Annotated in this window: 18 protein-coding genes, 2 tRNA genes, 1 rRNA gene and 2 pseudogenes; 19 read left to right on the plus strand and 4 right to left on the minus strand. The window is 41.2% G+C overall.

The features are described from left to right. Positions 1-191: 191 nt before the first annotated feature. From rrf to PHA78_RS01970, 5 genes and pseudogenes are all read left to right on the plus strand, one after another. Positions 192-307: ribosomal RNA gene (gene rrf, locus PHA78_RS01950) — 5S ribosomal RNA — on the plus strand. Between the two features lie 4 nt (positions 308-311). Further along, positions 312-384 (plus strand) — tRNA-Asn (locus PHA78_RS01955). 22 nt (positions 385-406) lie between these two features. Next, a tRNA-Glu gene (locus PHA78_RS01960) sits at positions 407-478 on the plus strand. Positions 479-595: 117 nt separating this feature from the next. Further along, positions 596-2,614 carry an ATP-dependent DNA helicase RecG gene (gene recG / locus PHA78_RS01965; RefSeq protein ID WP_024377443.1) on the plus strand — a complete coding sequence of 673 codons (2,019 nt, stop codon included), beginning with the start codon at positions 596-598 and terminating at the stop codon, positions 2,612-2,614. A gap of 130 nt (positions 2,615-2,744) precedes the next feature. Next, positions 2,745-4,288: pseudogene (locus PHA78_RS01970) on the plus strand (IS1182 family transposase). Here the strand turns inward: PHA78_RS01970 and PHA78_RS01975 are convergent. After that, entirely contained in the window at positions 4,239-5,198 is a 960-nt protein-coding gene (locus PHA78_RS01975) for an asparaginase (RefSeq protein WP_024376334.1), read from the minus strand. The pseudogene PHA78_RS01970 and the gene PHA78_RS01975 overlap by 50 nt on opposite strands. A 69-nt stretch (positions 5,199-5,267) precedes the next feature. Here PHA78_RS01975 and PHA78_RS01980 point away from each other — a divergent pair. Beyond that, a pseudogene (locus tag PHA78_RS01980) lies at positions 5,268-6,633 on the plus strand (Cof-type HAD-IIB family hydrolase). 15 nt (positions 6,634-6,648) lie between these two features. Here the strand turns inward: PHA78_RS01980 and PHA78_RS01985 are convergent. Next, positions 6,649-7,101 carry a universal stress protein gene (locus PHA78_RS01985; protein WP_004195772.1) on the minus strand — a complete coding sequence of 151 codons (453 nt, stop codon included), beginning with the start codon at positions 7,099-7,101 and terminating at the stop codon, positions 6,649-6,651. Positions 7,102-7,255: 154 nt separating this feature from the next. On the opposite strand from PHA78_RS01985, the gene PHA78_RS01990 reads away from it, so the two are divergent. The 9 genes from PHA78_RS01990 (at position 7,256) to PHA78_RS02030 (ending at position 15,542) form a co-directional block, all read left to right on the plus strand. Next, on the plus strand, positions 7,256-8,470 hold the full coding sequence (locus tag PHA78_RS01990) for a pyridoxal phosphate-dependent aminotransferase (protein WP_014637482.1): 1,215 nt from the start codon (positions 7,256-7,258) through the stop codon (positions 8,468-8,470). Positions 8,471-8,621: 151 nt separating this feature from the next. Then, positions 8,622-9,410 carry a GTP-sensing pleiotropic transcriptional regulator CodY gene (gene codY / locus PHA78_RS01995; RefSeq protein WP_023369388.1) on the plus strand — a complete coding sequence of 263 codons (789 nt, stop codon included), beginning with the start codon at positions 8,622-8,624 and terminating at the stop codon, positions 9,408-9,410. Position 9,411: 1 nt separating this feature from the next. Next, positions 9,412-9,963, plus strand: coding sequence for a cysteine hydrolase family protein (locus PHA78_RS02000; protein WP_272158386.1), 552 nt, complete (start codon positions 9,412-9,414; stop codon positions 9,961-9,963). A gap of 263 nt (positions 9,964-10,226) precedes the next feature. Further along, on the plus strand, positions 10,227-10,574 hold the full coding sequence (rplS, locus tag PHA78_RS02005; RefSeq protein ID WP_024376329.1) for a 50S ribosomal protein L19: 348 nt from the start codon (positions 10,227-10,229) through the stop codon (positions 10,572-10,574). A 186-nt stretch (positions 10,575-10,760) separates the two neighbouring features. Continuing rightward, a complete protein-coding gene (locus PHA78_RS02010) occupies positions 10,761-11,435 on the plus strand; it encodes a hydrolase (protein ID WP_024376328.1) in 675 nt (224 codons plus the stop codon). 217 nt (positions 11,436-11,652) lie between these two features. Beyond that, on the plus strand, positions 11,653-11,955 hold the full coding sequence (gene gatC, locus PHA78_RS02015) for an Asp-tRNA(Asn)/Glu-tRNA(Gln) amidotransferase subunit GatC (RefSeq protein ID WP_205026568.1): 303 nt from the start codon (positions 11,653-11,655) through the stop codon (positions 11,953-11,955). Further along, positions 11,955-13,421, plus strand: coding sequence for an Asp-tRNA(Asn)/Glu-tRNA(Gln) amidotransferase subunit GatA (gene gatA, locus PHA78_RS02020; protein ID WP_272158387.1), 1,467 nt, complete (start codon positions 11,955-11,957; stop codon positions 13,419-13,421). Before gatC ends, gatA begins: the two co-directional genes overlap by 1 nt. Further along, entirely contained in the window at positions 13,421-14,860 is a 1,440-nt protein-coding gene (gene gatB / locus PHA78_RS02025; protein ID WP_272158388.1) for an Asp-tRNA(Asn)/Glu-tRNA(Gln) amidotransferase subunit GatB, read from the plus strand. Before gatA ends, gatB begins: the two co-directional genes overlap by 1 nt. A gap of 529 nt (positions 14,861-15,389) precedes the next feature. Beyond that, positions 15,390-15,542: a putative holin-like toxin gene (locus PHA78_RS02030; RefSeq protein WP_073259299.1), complete on the plus strand. Its 153-nt coding sequence runs from the start codon at positions 15,390-15,392 to the stop codon at positions 15,540-15,542. A gap of 269 nt (positions 15,543-15,811) precedes the next feature. On the opposite strand, the gene PHA78_RS02035 is transcribed toward PHA78_RS02030, so the two are convergent. After that, a complete protein-coding gene (locus PHA78_RS02035; protein ID WP_029178172.1) occupies positions 15,812-16,717 on the minus strand; it encodes a helix-turn-helix domain-containing protein in 906 nt (301 codons plus the stop codon). A gap of 276 nt (positions 16,718-16,993) precedes the next feature. On the opposite strand from PHA78_RS02035, the gene PHA78_RS02040 reads away from it, so the two are divergent. The 3 genes from PHA78_RS02040 (at position 16,994) to PHA78_RS02050 (ending at position 20,373) form a co-directional block, all read left to right on the plus strand. Beyond that, positions 16,994-19,729 carry an SEC10/PgrA surface exclusion domain-containing protein gene (locus PHA78_RS02040; RefSeq protein ID WP_272158389.1) on the plus strand — a complete coding sequence of 912 codons (2,736 nt, stop codon included), beginning with the start codon at positions 16,994-16,996 and terminating at the stop codon, positions 19,727-19,729. A 3-nt stretch (positions 19,730-19,732) separates the two neighbouring features. Continuing rightward, the gene (locus PHA78_RS02045; protein WP_024376444.1) at positions 19,733-20,056 is read left to right on the plus strand and encodes a hypothetical protein; all 324 of its coding nucleotides are present in this window, start codon (positions 19,733-19,735) and stop codon (positions 20,054-20,056) included. A gap of 209 nt (positions 20,057-20,265) precedes the next feature. After that, positions 20,266-20,373 carry a putative holin-like toxin gene (locus tag PHA78_RS02050; protein WP_079267781.1) on the plus strand — a complete coding sequence of 36 codons (108 nt, stop codon included), beginning with the start codon at positions 20,266-20,268 and terminating at the stop codon, positions 20,371-20,373. A gap of 302 nt (positions 20,374-20,675) precedes the next feature. Here PHA78_RS02050 and PHA78_RS02055 read toward each other — a convergent pair whose 3' ends face one another. Further along, positions 20,676-21,674, minus strand: a complete 999-nt coding sequence (locus PHA78_RS02055) for a LacI family DNA-binding transcriptional regulator (protein ID WP_272158390.1) — start codon at positions 21,672-21,674, stop codon at positions 20,676-20,678. 132 nt (positions 21,675-21,806) lie between these two features. Between PHA78_RS02055 and PHA78_RS02060 the strand changes: the two genes are divergently transcribed. Further along, a complete protein-coding gene (locus tag PHA78_RS02060) occupies positions 21,807-22,979 on the plus strand; it encodes a galactokinase (protein WP_099806717.1) in 1,173 nt (390 codons plus the stop codon). Positions 22,980-22,982: the final 3 nt, after the last annotated feature.

Below are 22,982 nucleotides of genomic sequence, written 5' to 3' on the forward strand. Positions count from 1 at the left end.
AATAAGTAACGAAGGCGTTACAAATTCTGTATGAAAATAGGAAACTGACGCAGAGTCAATAGACTCTAGGAAGTTTATCTTTTTCACTAAGAATTTAGCCTGAGTACAATTACTCACGAGTCAATATTGACAAGCGCACGGTTTCTTGTTAGAATATAGATATTCAATTTTGAGTTGACAAGACTCAATAGTTAAGTGACGATAGCCTAGGAGATACACCTGTACCCATGCCGAACACAGCAGTTAAGCCCTAGAACGCCTGAAGTAGTTGGGGGTTGCCCCCTGTTAGATACGGTAGTCGCTTAGCATATTCCGCCATAGCTCAGTTGGTAGAGCGCATGACTGTTAATCATGATGTCACAGGTTCGAGCCCTGTTGGCGGAGTAAAGAGAAATCTTTAGTATATGGTCCGTTGGTCAAGGGGTTAAGACACCGCCTTTTCACGGCGGTAACACGGGTTCGAATCCCGTACGGACTATATTTGGAGGCTGCTTAGGTCTCTTTTTTTGTTTTTTGAGGTGAATAGGCTTTAATTTGGCTCCTTTTTCTTTTCTTGTTACTTTGTCAATTCATTGTTTGTTGATATAATAGAGACATGAAAAAACTATGTGATGAATTATCGGTTTTGCCAGGGATTGGTCCAAAATCGGCTGAAAAATTCTTAAAAATTAACATTCAAAATATTAATGATTTGCTGACTTACTATCCATTTAGATATGAAGATTTTGAGAGTAAGTCTATTTATGATTTGCAGGATGGGGAGAAGGCAGTGGTAGTTGGGGAGGTGGTATCTCCAGCTAATGTACAGTATTATGGTTACAAAAGAAATAGACTCCGTTTTTCAATGAAACAGGGTGAGGTTGTCTTAGCAGTTTCGTTTTTTAATCAGCCTTATTTAGCAGATAAGATTGTTTTGGGGCAGGATATTGCAGTTTGGGGAAAGTGGGATAAGGCTAAGGCAAGTTTGACAGGAATGAAAATTTTGACTCAAGTATCAGATGAGCTCCAACCTGTCTATCATGTGGCACAAGGGATTTCGCAAGTAAATTTGGTTAAGGCTATTAAAACAGCTATTGATCAGGGATATTTGCATTTATTAGAGGAGAACTTGCCATCAGTTTTACGAGAGCGCTATCGGTTAATGAATCGCCGAGAGGCGGTTTTTGCGATGCATTTTCCGACAAATTTAGAAGAGTATAGACAAGCTTTGCGACGTATGAAGTTTGAGGAATTATTTTATTTTCAATTACAGTTGCAAATGCTGAAAGCCAGCAATCGTGATATTTCGAATGGTTTGAAGATTGCTTATGATGCTGATAGATTGGCTATGCAAATAAGACAATTGCCGTTTGTCTTAACGGATGCTCAGTCTGGGGCTTTGGCTGAAATACTATCAGATATGAAGTCCTATGGGCACATGAATCGTTTGTTACAAGGGGATGTTGGTTCAGGGAAGACAGTAGTTGCTGGATTGGCTATGTTTGCTGCTGTGACTGCGGGGATGCAGGCTGCAATCATGGTGCCGACAGAAATTTTGGCTGAGCAACACTTTGAGAGTTTGCGCCAGCTTTTTCCAGAACTTTCTATTGCTCTTTTGACAGGGGGAATGAAGGTTGCGGAGCGTCGTACTGCTTTAGAGGCGATTTCTAGTGGTCAGGTAGACATCATTGTAGGAACTCACGCTCTTATCCAGGAAAGTGTGATGTATCATAAGCTTGGTTTGGTTGTGACTGATGAGCAACATCGTTTTGGTGTTAAACAGCGCCGTCTGTTTCGCGAGAAGGGTGATAATCCGGATGTGCTTATGATGACTGCTACACCTATTCCTCGGACGTTAGCCATTACAGCTTTTGGAGATATGGATGTATCGATTATTAATCAGTTACCTGCTGGTCGGAAGCCAATTATCACTCGCTGGGTCAAACATCAACAGCTGCCCACGGTCTTAGATTGGTTGGAGAGTGAGTTAAAAGTAGGTGCTCAGGTTTATTTTATCTCTCCGCTGATTGAAGAATCTGAGGCTTTAGATTTAAAGAATGCTGTAGATCTGCAATCTGATTTACAGGCGCATTTTGGAGAGCAAGTTACAGTGGATTTGTTACACGGTAAGATGAAGAATGACGAGAAAGATGCCATCATGCAGGCTTTTAAGGAGCGAAAAACGAATATTTTGGTTTCTACCACCGTTATTGAAGTCGGAGTCAATGTGCCCAATGCAACGGTGATGGTTATTATGGATGCAGATCGTTTTGGTTTGAGCCAATTACATCAGTTGAGAGGGCGTGTAGGACGTGGTCATAAGCAGTCTTATGCAGTGTTAGTTGCTAATCCTAAAACAGAGTCTGGTAAGGAACGCATGAAAATTATGACAGAGACGACAGATGGTTTTATTTTGGCTGAAGCTGACTTAAAAATGCGTGGGTCTGGAGAAATATTTGGAACTCGTCAATCAGGTTTGCCGGAATTTCAGGTTGCAAATATTATCGAGGACTATCCAATTTTAGAGGAAGCAAGACGAGTTGCTAGTCAGATTGTTAGCGTGGAAAATTGGCAGGAGGACCCTAATTGGTCGATTTTGCTTGCTAATTTGAAAGATCGAGAGGAATTGGACTAGTCATATAAAAAAGGCCAACACACATGTGTTGGTCTCAGACTGAAGACAAAGTCCTTAGAATTGATTTTCTAAGGGCTTTTCTTCGTATTTAGGAGTATAATATAAGAAAACGGACTTATGAGGTTCTCCTATGCTACACAAAGAAAAACCTGACTATAACCGCAATCAGTACGGTTTCTATACCCTTGACCAGCTTGTGCCTGCAGATCATTTCCTGCGCCAAGTGGAAGCTGTGATTGACTTCGACTTCATTTATGACCTAGTAGAAGATACCTATTCGTCTGATAATGGTCGTCCTAGTCTTGACCCTGTCATGTTAGTTAAAATTCCTCTGATTCAGTGCTTTTATGGTATTCGTTCCATGCGTCAGACCATCAAGGATATTGAAGTGAATACTGCCTATCGCTGGTTTCTTGGTTTAACCCTAGATGACAAGGTGCCTCACTTCACGACATACGGCAAAAATTATTCCCGTCGCTTTCAAGAGAAAGGGTTGATTGAGTCCATTTTCACGCATATTCTTGGGCTGTGTATCAATGCAGGCCTAATTGACCCGACGGAGATTTTCATAGACGGAACTCATATTAAAGCTGCGGCCAATAATCGTAAGTTTATCAACCAAGAGGTGGAAAAGCAGGCCAAATTCATGAGTGAACAGCTGGAAATCGAAATTAATCAAGATCGGGTAAAGCACGGAAAAAAGCCACTAAAGCCCGTCGAAAAAAGAGAGGTTAAAAACCAGAAACTATCCACTACCGACCCTGAGAGTGGCTGGTTCCACAAAGGTGATCATAAGGAAGTTTTCGCTTATTCTGCCCAAGTTGCCTGTGATAAGTATGGCTGGGCACTTGCTTATAGTGTTGAGGCTGGCAATATCCATGACAGCCAGGCTTTTCCTGCACTTTTTGCCAAGCTTGAACCCTTGAAACCAGAGTATATCATTGCGGATTCGGGCTATAAAACTCCCAGTATTGCCAAGTTTTTGCTTGATAAGGAAATCACTCCTGTCCTTCCCTACACCCGTCCCCGTGGGAAGAAGGGACAACTTCGTCCTAAAGATTTTGTCTATGACGAACACTTCGATTGTGTCCTGTGTCCTGAACATCAGGCCTTGACCTATCGCACGACTACCCGAGAAGGCTACCGAGAATACAAAAGTGATCCAGCAATTTGTGCCAACTGTCCCCTATTATCAGTATGTACGACCAGTAAGAACCATCAAAAAGTTGTCACGCGGCATATTTGGAAGGAGTATTTGGAACAGTGCGAGGATATTCGTCATCAAAGAGGGATGAAGGAACTCTATCAACATCGGAAAGAGACGATTGAACGGCTATTTGGCACAGCCAAGGAATACCATAATCTGCGCTACACGAGGGAAAAAGGCAAGTCCAAAATGGAGGATAAGATTGGACTGACTTTGGCGTGCTTAAATCTCAAAAAACTAGTTAAAAGGATGGCAAGAAGGCCTTTTTATTTTGTCCAGATGGGGTGGTTTCAGCATTAAAACAGCCATTTTTCTCTAAAAACAGTAAAAAGACAAACACCAAAACGATGTTTGTCTGCAATCTGAGGCCAACACACATGTGTTGGTCTTTTGACATATTGAATAGTTCGTTAGCGATTAACCTTGGATGTAATCTGCCAAGCTTTGCTCTTCTAAGCCTGCATTGAGAGCGATAAGGAGTTTGAGTCGGGCTTTTTGAGCATTCAATTCTTTAACAAATAGAATGCCGTCTTTCTCCAGTTGGATGCCACCTCCTTGGTAGGCATAGACAGGCTCAGCAATTCCGTTAAAACAGCGAGATACCAGAATAATGGGTATCTTTTGATCAAGGAGTTTCTTAATAGCTGGAAGGATGGTAGGCGGAAGATTTCCGGCGCCGAGTGCTTCAATGACTAAACCGGAAATTGAGCTTGCAGTGAGGGAGTCAAGGAGAATGGAGTCCATATCTGCATAAGCTTTTATGATTGGGACCGTTCCTGTGACTGTTGACAAGTCAAATCGAACACGTGGTTCAGCAGTTTTAAAATATAGAATCTCTCGTTTGGTGACTAAACCCAGTGGTCCATGGGTTGGTGTTTGAAAGGTTGAGACATTGGTGGTATGGGTTTTTGTAACATATTTAGCAGCATGAATTTCATCGTTCATGACCACTAGAACACCTTTATCTGCGGATTTATCATCAGCAGCCACACGTAGGGCTGTTCGGTAGTTATAAATCCCGTCGCTACCTAGTTCATTTGAGGAACGCATGGCTCCGGTCAATACAATTGGTTTTTCTGGAATAGCCATTGTATCAATGAAATAGGCAGTTTCTTCTAAAGTATCTGTGCCATGTGTAATGACAAAACCATCGAAGTTCATTTGTTCTTCTTTAATTTTTTGGTATAGAGTCATCATGTGTTCTAAGCGAATGTGTGGACTTGGAACATTGAGAAAATCCAAGGATGTCACTTGAATTTCTTCTAGTGGGCTATCAATTTGGGTCATTGGATTGATTTTACTCGATGCAACTTCACCCTGATGATTGGCTTGCATAGAAATGGTTCCACCTGTATGCAGTACTAGAATTTTTTTCATAAATTTTCAGTTTCTTTCAAAGTGTGATATACTAATTGTAACATAATTCTTAGAAAGTAGGTGAGTTGGTTGACGATAAAGGCTGTATTTTTCGATATTGATGGTACCTTATTGACCGACAATCGTATGGTTAGTAGTTCAACTATTCTTGCCATTAATGCTTTGAAAGAGAAGGGGATTTTAGTTGGTTTAGCTACAGGACGTGACCCTCGTTTTGTTTTGCAGTATATGGCTAGTTTAGGGCTAGATTTGGCCATTGCTTATAATGGTCAATATATTTTTTCAAGAGCAGAAGTTATTTATAGTCAGAGTTTAGAGCCAAAGCAAATTGAACAAATTATGGAGTATGCGCAAACTCACCATAAGGATTTATCTTTTGGAACTGCTAAAGGCATATTTGGTAGTAAGATTATGAGTGCTGGAACAGGAAATTTTGCCTATCGTGTGACGCGTATGATTCCGGAGTCCTGGGCAGGAATCATAAACTTTATTTTCAATCGTTTGGTACGTTGGATTAGTCCTCAACAGGAAACGAATTTGAAAGGTTTTCTCTTTCAACCAATCTATCAGCTGATGTTGCTGACGACGGAAAGGGAGACACAATCATTGGAGGTGCTCTTTCCGAACTTGTCTTTTACGCGTTCGAGTCCCTATGCGACTGATATTATCAGTAAGGGAAATTCAAAATTATCGGGTATTGTAAAGGTTGCAGATCGATATGGTTTTGAGTTAGATGAAGTTATGGTATTCGGGGATTCTAATAATGATTTTGAAATGTTGAATGAAATTCAGCATTCGGTAGCGATGGGAAATGGGACGAAAAAGGTAAAACAAGCAGCTTCCTTTGTTACGGATACAAATAATCGTGATGGGATTTATAAGGCATTAATTCATTTTGGTGTGATTGAGGGATAAGATGTTTCAGAGCAAGGACGATAATTTTAATAGGGTAAAGGATTTTCATTTTTTAATGGATGGTGAAACCCAAGAACTTCCCAGTGTGTATGATGGACAGACGGCTTTGCATCGCGCTGGTTTTAAATTGGAGGAGTTGGTAGAATTTCTACATGCAGCTTCAGAATCTGAAGTTGAGTTTCATGATTTTATTCAACAACTTCATCAGGATTTAGATACTGCTGTTGCTAAGGTATCTGGCAAGAGAGGTTTCGGGGTTTCGATGCAGGATCAGGTAGATGCTTTGCTGGATATTCTTTATTTTACATATGGTTCGTTTGTTTTGATGGGGGTTGATCCAGAACCAATTTTTCAGATAGTCCATACTGCGAATATGGGGAAAACATTTCCAGATGGGAAGGCCCATTTTGATCCAATTAGCCATAAAATTTTAAAACCTGATGATTGGGAAGAACGGTTTGCGCCGGAGGAAAAGATTCAGGAAGAGCTGAAAAGACAGATGAAAAGACTTGATTCGTAAATCAAGTCTTTTGGTTTATAAACTTTTTTCTCCATCGCGAACAATGAGTAAATCGATAGTTGCGTGGCGCATGATATATTCGGATGAGGATCCGATCAGGAGACGTTCAAAGGCGTTTAGACCAGTTGCTCCAAGTAACATAAGATCAGCACCGGTTTCCTTTGGAATATCGATAGCCAGTAGGGTTTTAGGGTTACCGAATTCAATGCGAATCTGTACATCGGTCAGACCAGCGTTGAGGGCTTCTTGTTTGTATTCTTCGAGGAGGAGCTCTGCCTCTCTTTCTAAAGATTCATAGACAGAGGCGTCAAATGCAACAACATTGTGGAGAGCACGGGTGTCAATCACATGGGCGATAATCAGACGTGCTTGGTTGCGTAGTGCGACATGAATGGCTTTATGAAGAGCTAATTCTGCTCCTTTAGAGCCGTCTACAGCGACGAGTATGGTTTTGTAAGATTGTGTCATAATAATAACTCCTTTCAGAAGAGCTTTGTCCCGAAATAGGTAGAGTAGTTCCTTACATTTTTATTATAAGCCTTTTGAGAGAAAATGTAAAGGATTCTTGTACTTTTTTAGCTTTTACAGTACAATAGAAAAGATAGAAAGTCGAGGTGACGACATGAAGCAATTTAACAAGTCAACAAAATTGGATGATGTAGCATATGATATTCGTGGGCCTGTTTTGGAAGAGGCCATGCGTATGCGTGCCAATGGAGAGCAGATTTTACGTTTGAATACGGGGAATCCTGCAGAATTTGGTTTTACTGCTCCAGATGAAGTTATTCGTGACTTGATTCATAACGCCCGTAAATCAGAGGGATATTCGAACAGTAAGGGAATTTTTTCTGCACGTAAGGCTATCATGCAGTATTGTCAGCTAAAGAAATTTCCAAATGTTGACATTGAAGATATTTATCTTGGCAACGGCGTGAGTGAGCTGATTGTTATGTCTATGCAAGGTTTGCTAGATAATGGTGATGAGGTGTTGGTGCCAATGCCAGACTATCCTCTCTGGACTGCCGCAGTTAGTTTGGCTGGTGGTAAAGCTGTTCACTATGTTTGTGATGAAGCAGCTGAATGGTATCCAGATTTGGCAGATATGGAGTCCAAGGTGACTTCTCGAACCAAGGCAATTGTCCTTATCAATCCAAATAATCCAACTGGTGCACTCTATCCGAAAGAAATTTTAGAAGGAATCATTGATATTGCTCGTAGACATGAATTGATCATTTTCTCTGATGAGATTTATGATCGTATGGTCTTTGACGGAGCTGTTCATATCCCTATTGCGACACTGGCTCCAGATTTATTTGTTGTGACGATGAATGGACTGTCTAAATCACATCGTATTTGTGGTTTCCGAGTAGGTTGGATGGTCTTATCTGGTCCGAAAAAGCATGTAAAAGGTTACATTGAAGGCTTGAATATGTTGTCCAATATGCGTTTGTGTTCAAACGTTTTGGCTCAACAGGTTGTTCAAACTTCTTTGGGAGGTTACCAATCGGTTGATGAACTCTTGATGCCTGGCGGACGCTTATATGAACAAAGGGAGTTCATTACCAAGGCGATTAATGATATTCCGGGACTTTCTGCTGTAAAACCTAAGGCTGGTCTGTATGTCTTCCCAAAAATTGATCGTGAGATGTACCGAGTTGAGGATGATGAACAATTTGTATTGGATTTCCTCAAGCAAGAAAAAGTACTTTTGGTCCATGGTCGAGGTTTTAACTGGAAGGATCCAGATCATTTCCGTATTGTGTATTTACCACGTGTGGATGAGTTGGCAGAAATTCAAGAAAAAATGTCACGATTTTTGCGGCAATATCGTAGATAATGGAATTTTGGGCTGAATGTTAATCAGCCTTTTCTTTTTACTTGAATGAAATTGTTTGAATTTTTCTGATAACGGCAAATATTCTGATAATTGTTGAAATTTTATATATTTTTTGCTATACTGAAAGCAATTACAGAGTAAAGAGGAAAATATGACAACATTATTAGAGAAGACACGGAATATTACTTCTATTTTGAAGCGTTCCGAAGAGCAATTGGCAGAAGAATTGCCTTACAATGCCATTGCTGAGCATTTATCAGCTATTATTGACTGCAACTCGTGCATCATTAATAGTGAAGGTGAAGTTTTGGGATACCACATGAACTATGAGACGAACAATGATCGTGTGGAAGAATTTTTCCAAAACAAACAATTCCCAGAAGGATATGTAAAAGCAGTTGCGCAGGTTTACGATACGCAGGTTAATTTGCCTGTCGAGAGCGAGTTGACTGCCATCCCTGTCGAATCACGATCGACTTATCCAAACGGGCTGACAACGATAGCGCCTATCCACGTAACGGGGATTCGTTTTGGTTCGCTTATTATTTGGCGGAATGATGAGCAGTTTCACGATGATGATTTGATTTTGGTTGAGATTGCGGCAACAGTAGTTGGTATTCAGTTACTTAATTTCCAACGGGAAGAAGACGAGAAGAATATCCGTCGTCGTGCGGCAGTTAATATGGCAGTAAATACGCTATCTTACTCAGAAATGAAGGCAGTTGCAGCTATTTTGGGTGAATTAGATGGCAATGAAGGGCAATTGACTGCTTCTGTGATTGCAGATCGTATCGGTATTACACGCTCGGTGATTGTGAATGCACTGCGTAAGTTGGAGAGTGCAGGGATTATTGAAAGTCGTTCTTTGGGAATGAAGGGGACTTATTTGAAAGTTCTCATCCCAGCTATTTTTGATGAAATTAAGAAACGTGATTACTAAAATGACAAAAGCATTGATTTCGATTGATTATACAATAGATTTTGTGGCAGATGAAGGAAAGTTGACTGCTGGAAAATCAGCTCAGGCTATTTCTGAACGAATTGCTCAGGTTACGCAAGAAGCTTTTGAAAATGGAGACTACATTTTCTTTGCGATTGATGGTCATGAGGAGGGGGATGAATTTCATCCTGAAGCTCAGCTTTTTCCAAGTCATAATATCATTGGGACGCAAGGGCGTGACTTGTATGGTCCTTTAGCAGATTTTTATCAAAAACATAAAGGGCATGCGCGTGTTCGTTGGATGGATAAACGTCATTATTCTGCTTTTTCTGGGACGGATTTGGATGTTCGACTAAGAGAACGTGGTGTAGATACGGTTGTCTTGACGGGTGTTTTGTCTGATATTTGTGTTCTTCATACAGCTATTGATGCTTATAATAAGGGTTATCGTATTGAGGTGGTCTCATCAGCCATTGCTGCATTGACGGAGGAGAATCATCAGTTTGCTCTTAACCATTTGCGTCATATACTCGGTGCGACAATTATTGATTAATAGTATAGTGACCAGTCTGTGGACTGGTTTTTCGTTTTTCTCCAACAGGAATGTATTATTAACACTCTTCGAAAATCAAACTCAGACCTTGTTGACTTAACTTGTAAAAGAAGCGGTGTGATTGACCATGATAAATTTATCAAAATGCTTTACATAGGTGATTACTTGGTGTATAATATAGTCTGTGTGTAATGGACGCACAAAAATACAGTTTATCCGCTGGGTTTAAAAGCACCTAAGATTGACAAAGATAGGAGAATAAAATGAATCCATTGATCCAAAGTTTGACAGAAGGTCAACTTCGTACTGATATCCCTTCTTTCCGTCCTGGTGACTCTGTTCGTGTTCACGCTAAGGTTGTCGAAGGAACTCGTGAGCGTATTCAAATCTTCGAGGGTGTTGTTATCTCTCGTAAAGGTCAAGGTATCTCAGAAATGTACACTGTCCGTAAAATCTCTGGCGGTGTAGGTGTTGAACGTACATTCCCAATCCACACTCCACGTGTTGATAAGATTGAAGTAGTACGTTACGGTAAAGTACGTCGTGCTAAATTGTACTACCTACGTGCATTGCAAGGTAAAGCAGCACGTATCAAAGAAATCCGTCGTTAAGATAGTCCTACAGACTATTTTAGTCGGAGAATGGGGGGCAGCGAAAGCTGTCTCTTTTTTTAAAAAAATCTGTTGAAAAAGTACCAAATTGTGAAAGCAGTGGTAAAATGGATTGTTTTTGTGTATCTTCCATGAAATAATATGTTATACTATATATTATTGAAGCTAGTATAGAGGAGGTTGAGGATGAGCGAACAGTTTATTCCATCTGTTTTATCAGATTTACGGCAGGATATTGTTCAGATGCCAGAGGTTATCAAGGAATGTAGTGGAATTCGTATTTATGGTCGTCGCATTCGTTCAGTCTTATTTACAACGGATGTGTCTATCATTGCCAATCACAATGCAGATGCTATTTTGGCTGTTTATCCATTTACGCCCAGTCCAGCTATTATCAAAAGTATTATGTTGGTTGCATCAGTTCCAGTCTTGGCTGGTGTTGGTGGAGGCTTGACGACAGGTATGCGTTCAGCTAATATGAGTCTATTGTCTGAGTCGGAGGGAGCATACGCTGTTGTGGTAAATGGACCAACGGATGTAAAAACAATTGAGGCAATCAATAAGGTAGTAGATATTCCTATCATTTATACCGTTGTTTCTGAAAAGTCTGATTTAACCTCACGGATTAAAGCTGGAGTAGATATTTTAAATGTTTCTTGCGGTATAGAAACGCCAAGGGTTGTGAAGAAGATTCGAGAAGCTTTCCCTGACTTTCCAATTATTGCGACTGGTGGTCCGACTGAGGACTCTATTCGGCGGGTTATCGAAGCTGGAGCCAATGCTGTCTCCTATACAGCACCAAGTAATGGGGAGCTTTTTAAAGGTAAAATGGAAAAATACCGCAAACATGCAAAGGATTAGCTCATAAAAAAGATAGGCTAAGCAAACAGTAAGTTTTATTGCAAGATGAAACTTGCTGTTTTTTATCGTTTTACGGTGTGAGATTAGGAATACTTCGCAATTTAAAGAACGGATTTTTAGGAGGAAATTGGTAACATATTAGGTCATTTCTACCTTTGTCTGGGGCTGGAAATATGGTATAATGAGAAGATAGATTTCCATTAGGAGGAAAGTAAGAATGAAGATTTCTGAAGCTGAAGTCCGTCACGTTGCCAAGCTGTCTAAGCTGGAATTTTCGGACCAGGAAACAGCGGAATTTGCGACAAGTTTGAGCAAGATTGTCGATATGGTTGAATTGCTCAATGAAGTGGATACGACAGGTGTTGCGGTAACGACCACTATGGCTGACCGTAAGAATGTCTTGCGAGCGGACGTTGCCCAAAAGGGAGAGAGCCGTGAGGAACTTTTCAAAAATGTGCCTGAGGCCCAAGATAACTTTATCAAGGTACCAGCTATTCTAGACGGGGGAGGAGATGCCTAATGACTTTTAACAATAAAACCATTGATGAATTGCATGACCTCCTTGTCAAAAAGGAGATTTCTGCGGTTGAGTTGACCAAGGCAACCTTGGAAGACATCAAGAGCCGTGAGGGAGCAGTGGATGCTTTCTTGACTATCACAGAAGATGAGGCCTTGGCGCAGGCTGCTGCTCTTGATGAAAAGGGAATTGACGCGGACAATGTTATGGCAGGGATTCCTTTGGCAGTTAAGGACAATATCTCTACGAAGGGGATTTTGACCACTGCTGCATCAAAAATGCTTTACAACTATGAGCCGATTTTCGATGCGACATCAGTTACCCAAGCCTATGCAAAGGATATGATTATTGTCGGTAAGACCAACATGGATGAGTTTGCTATGGGTGGTTCTAATGAGAACTCTGCCTTCAAACCGACTAAAAATGCTTGGGACCAGACAAAAGTTCCTGGTGGTTCTTCTGGTGGTTCGGCAGCTGCAGTTGCTGCTGGTCAGGTCCGTTTGTCACTCGGTTCTGACACAGGCGGTTCCATCCGCCAGCCTGCAGCCTTTAATGGTATCGTCGGTATGAAACCGACCTACGGAACGGTGTCACGTTTTGGTCTGATTGCCTTTGGTTCATCTCTTGACCAGATCGGTCCATTCTCACAGACGGTTAAGGAAAATGCCCAGTTGCTCAATGTCATCTCTGGTCATGATGTCAAGGATGCAACATCAACCATCAATGAAATTGCTGACTTCACTAGCAAGATTGGTCAGGACATTAAAGGCATGAAAATTGCCTTGCCGAAAGAATACATGGGCGAAGGGATTGATCCGCAAGTCAAGGAAACCATTCTCAAGGCGGCTAAGCACTTGGAAAGCTTGGGGGCGATTATCGAGGAAGTCAGCCTGCCACATTCTAAGTATGGGGTTGCTGTTTACTACATTATCGCATCATCAGAGGCGTCTTCTAACTTGCAGCGTTTTGACGGAATCCGTTACGGTTTCCGTGCAGAAGATGCGACCAACTTGGAAGAGATTTACGTGAAAACCCGTAGCCAAGGCTTTGGTGAGGAAGTCAAACGCCGTATTATGTTAGGGACATTTAGCTTATCATCAGGTTACTACGATGCCTACTTCAAGAAGGCTGGCCAGGTGCGGACCTTGATTATCCAAGATTTTGAAAAAGTCTTTGCCAACTATGATTTGATTTTGGGGCCAACTGCTCCGACAGTTGCCTTTGGTTTGGATACGCTCAACCATGACCCTGTGGCTATGTACTTGGCGGACTTGCTAACAATTCCTGTCAACTTGGCAGGTCTGCCTGGTCTTTCTATTCCTGCTGGTTTTGTAGAAGGCTTACCAGTTGGTTTGCAGTTGATTGGTCCAAAATACTCAGAAGAGACCATTTACCAAGTGGCTGCTGCTTTTGAGGCGACAACAGATTACCACAAGCAACAACCAGTGATTTTTGGAGGTGCTAACTAATGAACTTTGAAACGATTATTGGTCTAGAAGTCCATGTGGAGTTGAATACCAACTCGAAAATTTTCTCACCTTCATCTGCGCATTTTGGTGAGGATCCAAATGCCAATACCAACGTGATTGACTGGTCTTTCCCAGGTGTTCTGCCTGTCCTTAACAAGGGTGTTGTGGATGCTGGTATTAAGGCTGCCTTGGCCTTGAATATGGACATTCACAAGGACATGCACTTTGACCGTAAGAACTATTTCTATCCTGATAACCCTAAAGCCTATCAGATTTCCCAGTTTGACGAGCCGATTGGCTACAATGGCTGGATTGAGATTGAGCTAGAAGATGGTTCAACCAAGAAAATCCGTATCGAGCGTGCGCATTTGGAAGAGGATGCTGGTAAGAATACCCACGGGACAGATGGCTATTCTTATGTAGACCTCAACCGTCAAGGAGTGCCACTGATTGAGATTGTATCAGAAGCCGATATGCGTTCGCCTGAAGAGGCCTATGCCTACTTGACTGCCCTCAAGGAAATTATCCAATACACTGGTATTTCAGATGTCAAGATGGAAGAGGGGTCTATGCGCGTGGATGCCAATATTTCCCTTCGTCCCTATGGTCAGGAGAAATTTGGTACCAAGACTGAGTTGAAAAACCTCAACTCCTTCAACTATGTGCGCAAGGGCTTGCAGCATGAAGTAGAACGTCAGGCCAAAATCTTGCGTTCAGGTGGTCAAATCCAGCAGGAAACTCGCCGTTACGACGAATCTACTGGTGAAACCATTCTCATGCGTGTCAAGGAGGGGTCAGCGGACTACCGTTACTTCCCAGAGCCGGACCTACCGCTCTATGAGATTGACGACAGCTGGATTGAGGAAGTGCGTGCAGGATTGCCAGTCTTTCCAAAGGCTCGCCGTGCTCACTATGTGGAGAACTTGGGCTTGACTGCCTACGATGCTGGTCAATTGACGTCTACCAAGGCTTTGTCTGACTTCTTTGAAGCAGCAGTGGCAGCAGGTGGCGATGCTAAACAAGTGTCCAACTGGTTGCAGGGTGAAGTAGCTCAATTCCTCAATGCTGAAGGTAAGACTATTGAACAAATCGCCTTAACACCTGAAAACTTGGTTGAGATGATTGCCTTGATTGCGGATGGCACTATTTCATCTAAGATTGCTAAGAAAGTCTTTGTTCACTTGGCTAAAGAAGGCGGCTCTGCCAAGGCTTATGTTGAGAAGGCTGGTTTGGTACAGATTTCAGACCCTGCGGTCTTGATTCCGATTATCCACCAAGTCTTTGCGGATAATGAAGCGGCTGTAGCTGACTTCAAGTCTGGCAAACGCAATGCTGATAAGGCCTTTACAGGCTTCTTGATGAAAGCGACCAAGGGACAAGCTAACCCGCAAGTTGCACAACAACTTTTGGCACAGGAATTGGCTAAGTTGTTGGATTAAAATGAATAGAAGAAAACCGCTAGGATTGAATCTTAGCGGTTTTTGCTGTTACTTGTAAACTAGGTACTTCTATCTTATTTTTATGCTATATTTTAAAAACGGTATAAAGTATTAGAAGGTAGCGCGGGTATTGACTGTTAAAGGATAGTTAGCTAATACTCTTCGAAAATCAAAATCAGACGTTGTTGACTTGATTTGATGAGTGAAAGGCTCCAGTGGAGCCTTTCAGCCTGTTACCTTGAAACAAAATAGTAACAGGGTTCTATCTGCGTAAGTAGAAACGAACTACGTTCGCTCTATCTCCAACCTCCAAAGGTTCCCCAAACCTTTGGAGCTAGTCTGATTTTGATTTTCATTGAGTATAAAATGAAAAAAATATCATCACTATAGAAGAGTTGTAATTTTTTTGGGGGTTTCTCAAAGATTTCGGGAATATTGCACTATTCCAATAATTTTTAGGAATGAATATGTTATACTAGATGGGTAGAAAAGTGAAGACGGTGGCTCTTTATTTTCTGAAAGTGAGGTGATGCCTATGGGCAATTCATCAAAATCTGACGGAAAGGAGGAGCATCTTTTGACAGCTTTTGAAGTTGTGCAAACTATTCTAGGCTTTGGTAGTTTTACTATTGCATTGATTGGCTTGTGCTATAAAATCTTCAAAGATGGTGATAAAAAATAACCCGTCCCCACTTTTGATCGAGTTGTTGGACGAGTTATAGTCTAATATATGGTCACCGTCTTAAACGGTTCTACATGGGGTTGGTTTGCAGACCAACCCCTTTTCTATCTCTATTATATCAGATTACTTATAAAATACAAATAATCTGTTAATTTTAGTGATTAGCTTACTTTACCTAGTTTATGTCAAGCTTTCGTAGTAGGTTCTGCCTTATTTTTTGTATTAGTCTGATTTCTAGTTTTTGTGCCAGACTAGAACTTACTTTAACGTTAAAATAGGTCTTCGCCTGTTTTATTTAATTTATGACAGTTGTAGATAAAGGCTTTGATGAAATTCGAATAATAATTTTGGTCAATAAATTTAGCACTTTCCAAGTAATTTAACATATTTTTAGCGAGTTCGATAGCTTCAGTCTTATTCCAGCGGAATTGATTGTAGATATGTTCTACCTCAAGGAACATGAGAGGTATAGCTAAATAACCACGTTCAAATGTTTGAAGCTTTTTCACCTCTTTAATAATGTTATCAGCCCTTAGATGATACCCTTGTTCGGAAAAGTGTTTGGCTGTGAAGGTCAGTCCATTTAAAATACGAATATAGGTGTCCGTATCTGCACTTTGTTTGTACATAACCAGAAGCTGTTTGGACATGTGCTCCACCAATTCGAGGGGACAGTGATTGACGATACGACAGTATAATTCCAGCTCGGAACTAGTAAAGGTCTCAAGCTTCATCAAGTGATTGATAACAGGCTGGATTTTTTCGACGGTTTCTTCTGACTTCGCAATCGTTGGATAATGACCAAGCTTGATTATCTTTAATAATATGTCTGCCTGTGTAGGATTGTCAGTTAGGTATCGATCAAATAATTTTTCGTATTCAGGAAGATAGCGAAATATGTCTTCTTCATTTGTGATATGTTTTGAAAACTCGTAAGCAGGAAATTCTATGCAATCTCCGCCATTATCTGCAAATGCAGCTGCAAAGTCCTTCCATTCTAAGCCGAGCACAATCAATAAACGGTTAAAGTTTTCAAGGGAAATTCCCTTCTCTCCTTTTTCAAAACGACTCAGAAATTGCGGTGATACAACCGTAGAAGCAGCCTCTTTTAAGCTGAGCCCTCTTTTCTCTCGTAATTGTTTAAAGGTTGGTCCAAACGGGTATAGATTCGACATAATATTCCTTTCAATCTTTTTTTAGATTAGTATACTTAAAACTAGGATAAAAATCTACAAAAAGATGACCTATGGGTTCAAAAAAAAAAAAAAAAATACATTGCTTTTCGATGCTATTTTGCAATATTGAACCTATAGTTTTCTATGGAAATAATTGTAAGGAAGTTTATGGTATACTTTAAAAATATAGAGCACAAATCGCTTGTTATACTACATATAACAAGGTTTGACTTTACAGTCAAACCTATCCTAACAGTAACAAAGGAGAAAAAAACTATGAACAAAAAAACATTTAAAACTTTAGCAACAGGTGCGGCTATCACCCTTGCAACCGTTGGTGCGTCTACCGTATCAGCAGACACACAATATGATATTTTCTTGAACCGTGTGACTGGTGAGTGGCAAACTGTTAACCACGCCACAGGCGAAATTGTAAAATCTGAACCAAATGGAACTTACTCTTCTTATGAAGAAGCTCAAGCATCATTGGCAACATCAACTGTTGAGGCTCCAGTTACAACTGAAACACCAGTTGCAACTGAAACTACAGCTGTCGAAGCATCTAAAACATCAGCTGATGTTAAACCAGCTCTTGATGCTCAACAAGCTGTTGTTGATGCTACTGTAGCTGAAACTAACCAAGCTCAAGTTGATGCAGATGCAGCTAACCAAGCTGTTACCACTGCTCAAGCAGACGTTGATACTGCAACCCAAGCTGTAGCTGACGCAGAAGCAAACACTGCTAAAGCAACACCAGAAAACATTGCAGCTAACCAGTCTGACCAAACAGCTAACCTTGCTGACCAAACAGCAAACGCTGCTGAAACAGATGAAGTTAATGCTGAAATCACAGCACAAACACAAGCTGTTGCAGATGCACAAACTGCTGTTGATACTGCCCAAGCAGAAAAAGACCAAGCAGATAGCGCAGTAGCATCTAAAGAAGCTGATGTTAAAGCAGCTCAAGATGCTCTTTCTGGTACTGGTCTTGCAGAGGCTCAAGCAACTCTTGACCAAGCTACAGCTGATGTCAAAACAGCACAAGATAATGTTACAACTGCTACTACAGCCGTTGATACAGCTAAAAAGGCAGATGCAGAACGTCAAACTGCAATTGATGCAGCAACAACTGACGTTGCAGTTAAAACAGATGCGGTAACAACTGCCTCAGCAAAATTGACTACTGCACAAAATACTGTTAAAACAACAACTGATGCAGTAACTAAGGCTACTGACGCTGTCAAATCAGTAACAGACGCTCTTGCAAATGTTGATACTGTTACAATTGTTATGCCAGATACAATTGTTTCAGATGAAGTGAAACAAAGAAATGGGTATACATCAAATGTTTCTAACTTTAAAACAGCTTATGAAAAGTATATGAAAAATAGAACCAGCCAATGGTCACTAACATTGACTGGTCAAGGTGTTGAGGTGGCTCAAGCCTCAAGCACCACTATCAGTCCAGCTGATAAAAACAAAATTGTCAACATTGATGCCTTAACAGATGAACAATTGCAAGAACTTGCATTATACAATCTACAAGTTGTAAACGCTGTTCGTGAACAACTTGGTGCACAACCACTTACCCTCAATACAGGGTCACTTAAAGCAGCTAATGATCAAGCTAAAAAGTATATTGCTCGTAATAAATCAATTCAAAGTGCAGGCCATGTTTCTGGCGGTGATTACTTCGGTGAAAATGTTTCAAATCTTGTAGATAGAACAACAACATCATTTTTTGATAGAAACGTTTCAAATTTTCAAAATACAACAATGTATGCTTTGAAAAAATCAATTTATGATGCCGTAAAAGTTATGGCATTTGCAGATGCACCATCAAACTGGGGTCATATGAAAAATATGATGACAGGTGCATCTGACCTTGGTGTCGCATTTGCCACATTTGCTGGACAACCACATATTATCAACGTATTTGGTGTCTACACAGGTACAGAAATCACCAACCCAAATGATACAACAACTCTTCAAGCAACACTTACCAAAGCACAAGCTGACCAATCAGTAGCCCAAACTGCATCAGACAATGCTAAGGCTGAATTGACTAAAGCTAGCGCTAATTACGCTACCGCACTTGAAGCAAAAACCGCAGCAGAAAAAACTCTTGCTGATGCTAATGCAACACCGCTTCAAACTCAAGTTGCTGAAAACAACCTACGTCTTGCAACCATTGCACTTCAAAATGCTGAAGCACGCAAAGCTGATGCACAAAAAGCAGTTGACAACTTCTCAGCAAATCTTGCTGAAAAGAAAGCAGCTCTTGATACTGCTAAAGCTGAACTTGCTACAGCACAAGCTACTGCAACTGCAAAAGCTGAAGCTCTTAAAACAGCTCAAGCTAACCTTGCAACACAACAAGCAACACTTGATAGCTTGAACAAAGATAAAAACGCTCTTCTTGCAGAAAAAGACCGCTTGGTTGAAGAAGCTAAAGCACTTGCTACTGAACTTAAAGGTTATCTTGAAGCTGGTACTAAGCTAAAAGAAGCAAAAGCTGAGTTGTCTGAAAAAGAAGCTACTCTTAAAGAAGCACAAACTAAAGCTGAAACTGCACAAACTAAACTTGAAACTGTTACTGCTAAACTCAATGAAGAAAAAGCTAAATTGGCAGAACTTCAAGCTGAATACGCAACAGTTAAAGAACTTGAAGACAAAGCAAAAGATAACATCATTGCTACTCTTCCAGACGGAACAATTGTTGCAGTACCAAAAGATGCACCAACTGCTGTTGAAAAACCAGCTATTGATATTGATGCAGTCAAAGACGCTCTTGATAAAGGTCAAAATGTGACAGTTGTTGACGGTGAAATTGTGGTGACGAACCCACAAGCAGGTGTCACCGTCACACCACAAGGTATTACTTACTCACGTGTAGACCGTGCTAAGGCCTTGCCAAACACAGGGGAGCAAACAAGTTTGTTGGCACTCGCAGGTGTGGCAGTATTATCTAGTCTTGGTCTTGCAAGTGCAAGAAGAAAGCGTAGGGGTTAAACAATGAAAATTATAAAGACAATTTTCAAAACCTACTGGAACATTTCAATGTTTATTGTCCGTTTAGTAGCACCGCTTTTTAACTATATTGAAAGAGAATTGTTTAAAACATTAGGAACGATGGGACCAAGCGGATCAGTACCTGTTGATAAAGATCTACTTAACGGAGCTGCTGCGGAGCAGGAAGAAGCACGACGAAAGATGCTTGATACAAAGCGACAAGCTCAGATAGCAGAGGAACGTGCAAGACAAACACGACACCATCAAGACCAAATGCGAGCAGCACAAGCAAGAGCTGATGCTGATAGAGCTAGAAGGCAATACTAAATAAAAAAATCTTCTTACTTAGATAGTAGGAAGATTTTTTTGGATTCCCAAAACTTATTGAAAAGACTACGCTATTTCAACAAGTTTTGGGAATGAAATATGTTATAATAGATGAGTAGAAAAGTGAAGACGGTGGCTCTTGATTTTCTGAAAGTGAGGTGATGCCTATGGGCAATTCATCAAAAACTGACGGAAAGGAGTAGCATCTTTTGACAGCTTTTGAAGTTGTGCAAACTATTCTAGGCTTTGGTAGTTTTACTATTGCATTGATTGGCTTGTGCTATAAAATCTTCAAAGAAAATGACAAAAAGAAATAACCGTCAAACTTTGGACAGTAACGGTTATTTCTAAATAATCTAAACTGAGCCACCGTCTTTTTAACGGTTCTACATTTGGGGCTGGATTGCCGTCCAGCTCCTTTTTCTATATCCATTATAACAGATTACTTGTAAAATGCAAATAATCTGTTCATGTTGGCTATGAGCATGTGCTATGCAAATTTTAGTACAAGTTTTACAAGAAGTTTAATATCTTTAATACTTATTGAAAAGCCGTACTCGGTATCAAACCACTTGTATAAAATTCAATATAAGTAACGGAATGATGGAAGATTTCCTTATCAATAAGAACTCTCGCGTATAACCAGCTGTGTACCTAGCTTAATTTTACGGGGATGGTGGGGCTGCGGACTAGCAATGACACGGTCTAGCAGCTGCATGGCTTCTTGTCCCATTTCTTCGGTGAAGACGCTGATGGAGGACAGGGCAGGATAGACTTGGCGCGTGATGGCTGTATCGTTAAAGGTGATGAGTTGGACTCTATCTGGTACTGCGATTTGACGCTCTTGTAAAGCACGAAGAGCGCCGACAGCCAGGGTGTCATTGGCCATGAAGAAAGCTGACGGTAGTTGGTCGCCTAAGTCCTCAATTGCCTGGCTCATCAGCTCATAGCCTGATTGGGTGGAGAATTTTCCTTGGTAGATATAGCTTTCTTGGAGCATACCCAAGGTGTTTAGGTAATTACGAAAGGCAGTCAGGCGGGGATCTGTTGGCAGTTGGTGTCCGTCTGTGGTTTCTTCCTGTCCGACTAGGAGTCCAATATCAGTCAGACCTTGTGCACGGAAGTGGTCGATAACGGTCTGTACAGAGTGTTCAAAGTCAGTTGTGATGCAGGAAAATCCCTCTGTCAGCGTATCAGAATCCACAAAAATCAGCTTGGGGGATAGGCTGGCCAGCTCTGCTATTTGCCCAGAAGAAAATTTGCCAACCGCGATGATGCCGTCCACTTCTTGGAGGAGGGGATTGGTCAGGTCGTTGAAGGAGCGGACGATTTGGTAGCCCAGAAGGCTGGCGGTCTGCTCGATGCTGGCACGGATAGAATAATAGTAGAGATCGGCTAGCTCCTCGCTTTCAGTGTACCATTGGACAATACCGATGGTGCCTTTTTGTTGAGGTGCTTGTTTTTTGATGTGCTTGGTGTAGCCCAATTCCTGTGCCAAGTTGAAAATGCGGTCGCGGGTTTCTTGGCTGACGGATAGGGTCAGGTCTCCCTTGAGTACGCGGGAAATGGTGGCGGATGATAATTGAGCCTTTTCAGCGATGTCTTTAATAGTAACCATGGGATTCTCCTATCTATTTGTATCTAGTATAGCACAAATACTAAAATTAGTAAATTTTTAGTAAATATATTGACTTTTATATTGTTAAGTTGTACAATAAAAGAAAACGATTACAATATCAAGGAGGTTCCTATGAACACAGAACAACTCAAGCAAGCCTTTCTCGATGTATTTGGTCAAGAGGCGGATGCGACTTTCTTCTCACCTGGTCGGATTAACCTGATTGGTGAGCATACAGACTACAACGGTGGTCATGTTTTCCCTGCGGCTATTACCTTGGGAACTTACGGAGCTGCTCGCAAACGTGACGACCAGCTACTACGTTTTTATTCTGCTAACTTTGAAGAACTTGGAATTATCGAAGTGGATTTGAACAATCTGGTCTTTGATAAGGCGGATAACTGGACCAACTATGCCAAGGGTGTTCTCAAGTTCCTGCAAGAGGCAGGGCACAGCATTGATACAGGGATGGAAGTCTTTGTCTATGGCAATATTCCAAATGGTTCTGGTTTATCATCATCAGCTTCTTTGGAACTTTTGATCGGCATTATCGCAGAAGAATTGTACGGTCTTGAGTTGACTCGTCTTGATTTAGTGAAAATCGGTAAGCAGACGGAAAATCATTTTATCGGTGTCAATTCTGGGATCATGGACCAGTTTGCTATCGGTATGGGAGCAGACCAACGTGCCATTTATCTAGATACCAATAGCTTGGAGTATGAATTGGTACCGTTGGATTTGGGTGACCATGTGATTGTCATCATGAACACCAATAAACGCCGTGAATTGGCGGATTCTAAGTACAATGAACGCCGCGCGGAATGTGAAAAAGCAGTGGAAGAATTGAATGCAGTCTTGACTATTCAAACTCTGGGAGAGTTGGATGAGTGGACCTTTGATCAATATAGTTATTTGATTAAGGATGAAAACCGCCTCAAGCGTGCCCGCCATGCTGTCTTAGAAAATCAACGGACCTTGCAGGCCCGTAAGGCTTTAGAAGAAGGGGATTTGGCAACCTTTGGTCGTTTGGTCAATGCTTCTCATGTTTCTTTGGAGCATGATTATGAAGTGACTGGTTTGGAATTGGATACCTTGGCACATACTGCTTGGGAACAAGAAGGCGTTCTTGGTGCTCGGATGACAGGGGCAGGTTTCGGCGGCTGTGGTATTGCCATTGTCCACAAGGATAAGGTGGAAGCCTTCAAAGAAAATGTCGGCAAGACCTATACTGAAGTGGTTGGCTATGAACCAAGCTTTTATGTAGCGGAGATTGCTGGAGGCTCTCGCGTCTTATCTCGAAAATAGATT

The organism is Streptococcus sp. HN38, from assembly GCF_028335765.1.
Classification (GTDB): Bacteria; Bacillota; Bacilli; order Lactobacillales; family Streptococcaceae; genus Streptococcus; species Streptococcus suis_P.

What these genes read in the sequence shown, in the direction of transcription:
- recG (WP_024377443.1), top strand. Translation starts at nt 596, where the DNA reads ATGAAAAAACTATGTGATGAATTATCGGTTTTGCCAGGGATTGGTCCA.
- PHA78_RS01975 (WP_024376334.1), bottom strand. Translation starts at nt 5,198, where the DNA reads ATGAAAAAAATTCTAGTACTGCATACAGGTGGAACCATTTCTATGCAA.
- PHA78_RS01985 (WP_004195772.1), bottom strand. Translation starts at nt 7,101, where the DNA reads ATGACACAATCTTACAAAACCATACTCGTCGCTGTAGACGGCTCTAAA.
- PHA78_RS01990 (WP_014637482.1), top strand. Translation starts at nt 7,256, where the DNA reads ATGAAGCAATTTAACAAGTCAACAAAATTGGATGATGTAGCATATGAT.
- codY (WP_023369388.1), top strand. Translation starts at nt 8,622, where the DNA reads ATGACAACATTATTAGAGAAGACACGGAATATTACTTCTATTTTGAAG.
- PHA78_RS02000 (WP_272158386.1), top strand. Translation starts at nt 9,412, where the DNA reads ATGACAAAAGCATTGATTTCGATTGATTATACAATAGATTTTGTGGCA.
- rplS (WP_024376329.1), top strand. Translation starts at nt 10,227, where the DNA reads ATGAATCCATTGATCCAAAGTTTGACAGAAGGTCAACTTCGTACTGAT.
- PHA78_RS02010 (WP_024376328.1), top strand. Translation starts at nt 10,761, where the DNA reads ATGAGCGAACAGTTTATTCCATCTGTTTTATCAGATTTACGGCAGGAT.
- gatC (WP_205026568.1), top strand. Translation starts at nt 11,653, where the DNA reads ATGAAGATTTCTGAAGCTGAAGTCCGTCACGTTGCCAAGCTGTCTAAG.
- gatA (WP_272158387.1), top strand. Translation starts at nt 11,955, where the DNA reads ATGACTTTTAACAATAAAACCATTGATGAATTGCATGACCTCCTTGTC.
- gatB (WP_272158388.1), top strand. Translation starts at nt 13,421, where the DNA reads ATGAACTTTGAAACGATTATTGGTCTAGAAGTCCATGTGGAGTTGAAT.
- PHA78_RS02030 (WP_073259299.1), top strand. Translation starts at nt 15,390, where the DNA reads ATGCCTATGGGCAATTCATCAAAATCTGACGGAAAGGAGGAGCATCTT.
- PHA78_RS02035 (WP_029178172.1), bottom strand. Translation starts at nt 16,717, where the DNA reads ATGTCGAATCTATACCCGTTTGGACCAACCTTTAAACAATTACGAGAG.
- PHA78_RS02040 (WP_272158389.1), top strand. Translation starts at nt 16,994, where the DNA reads ATGAACAAAAAAACATTTAAAACTTTAGCAACAGGTGCGGCTATCACC.
- PHA78_RS02045 (WP_024376444.1), top strand. Translation starts at nt 19,733, where the DNA reads ATGAAAATTATAAAGACAATTTTCAAAACCTACTGGAACATTTCAATG.
- PHA78_RS02055 (WP_272158390.1), bottom strand. Translation starts at nt 21,674, where the DNA reads ATGGTTACTATTAAAGACATCGCTGAAAAGGCTCAATTATCATCCGCC.
- PHA78_RS02060 (WP_099806717.1), top strand. Translation starts at nt 21,807, where the DNA reads ATGAACACAGAACAACTCAAGCAAGCCTTTCTCGATGTATTTGGTCAA.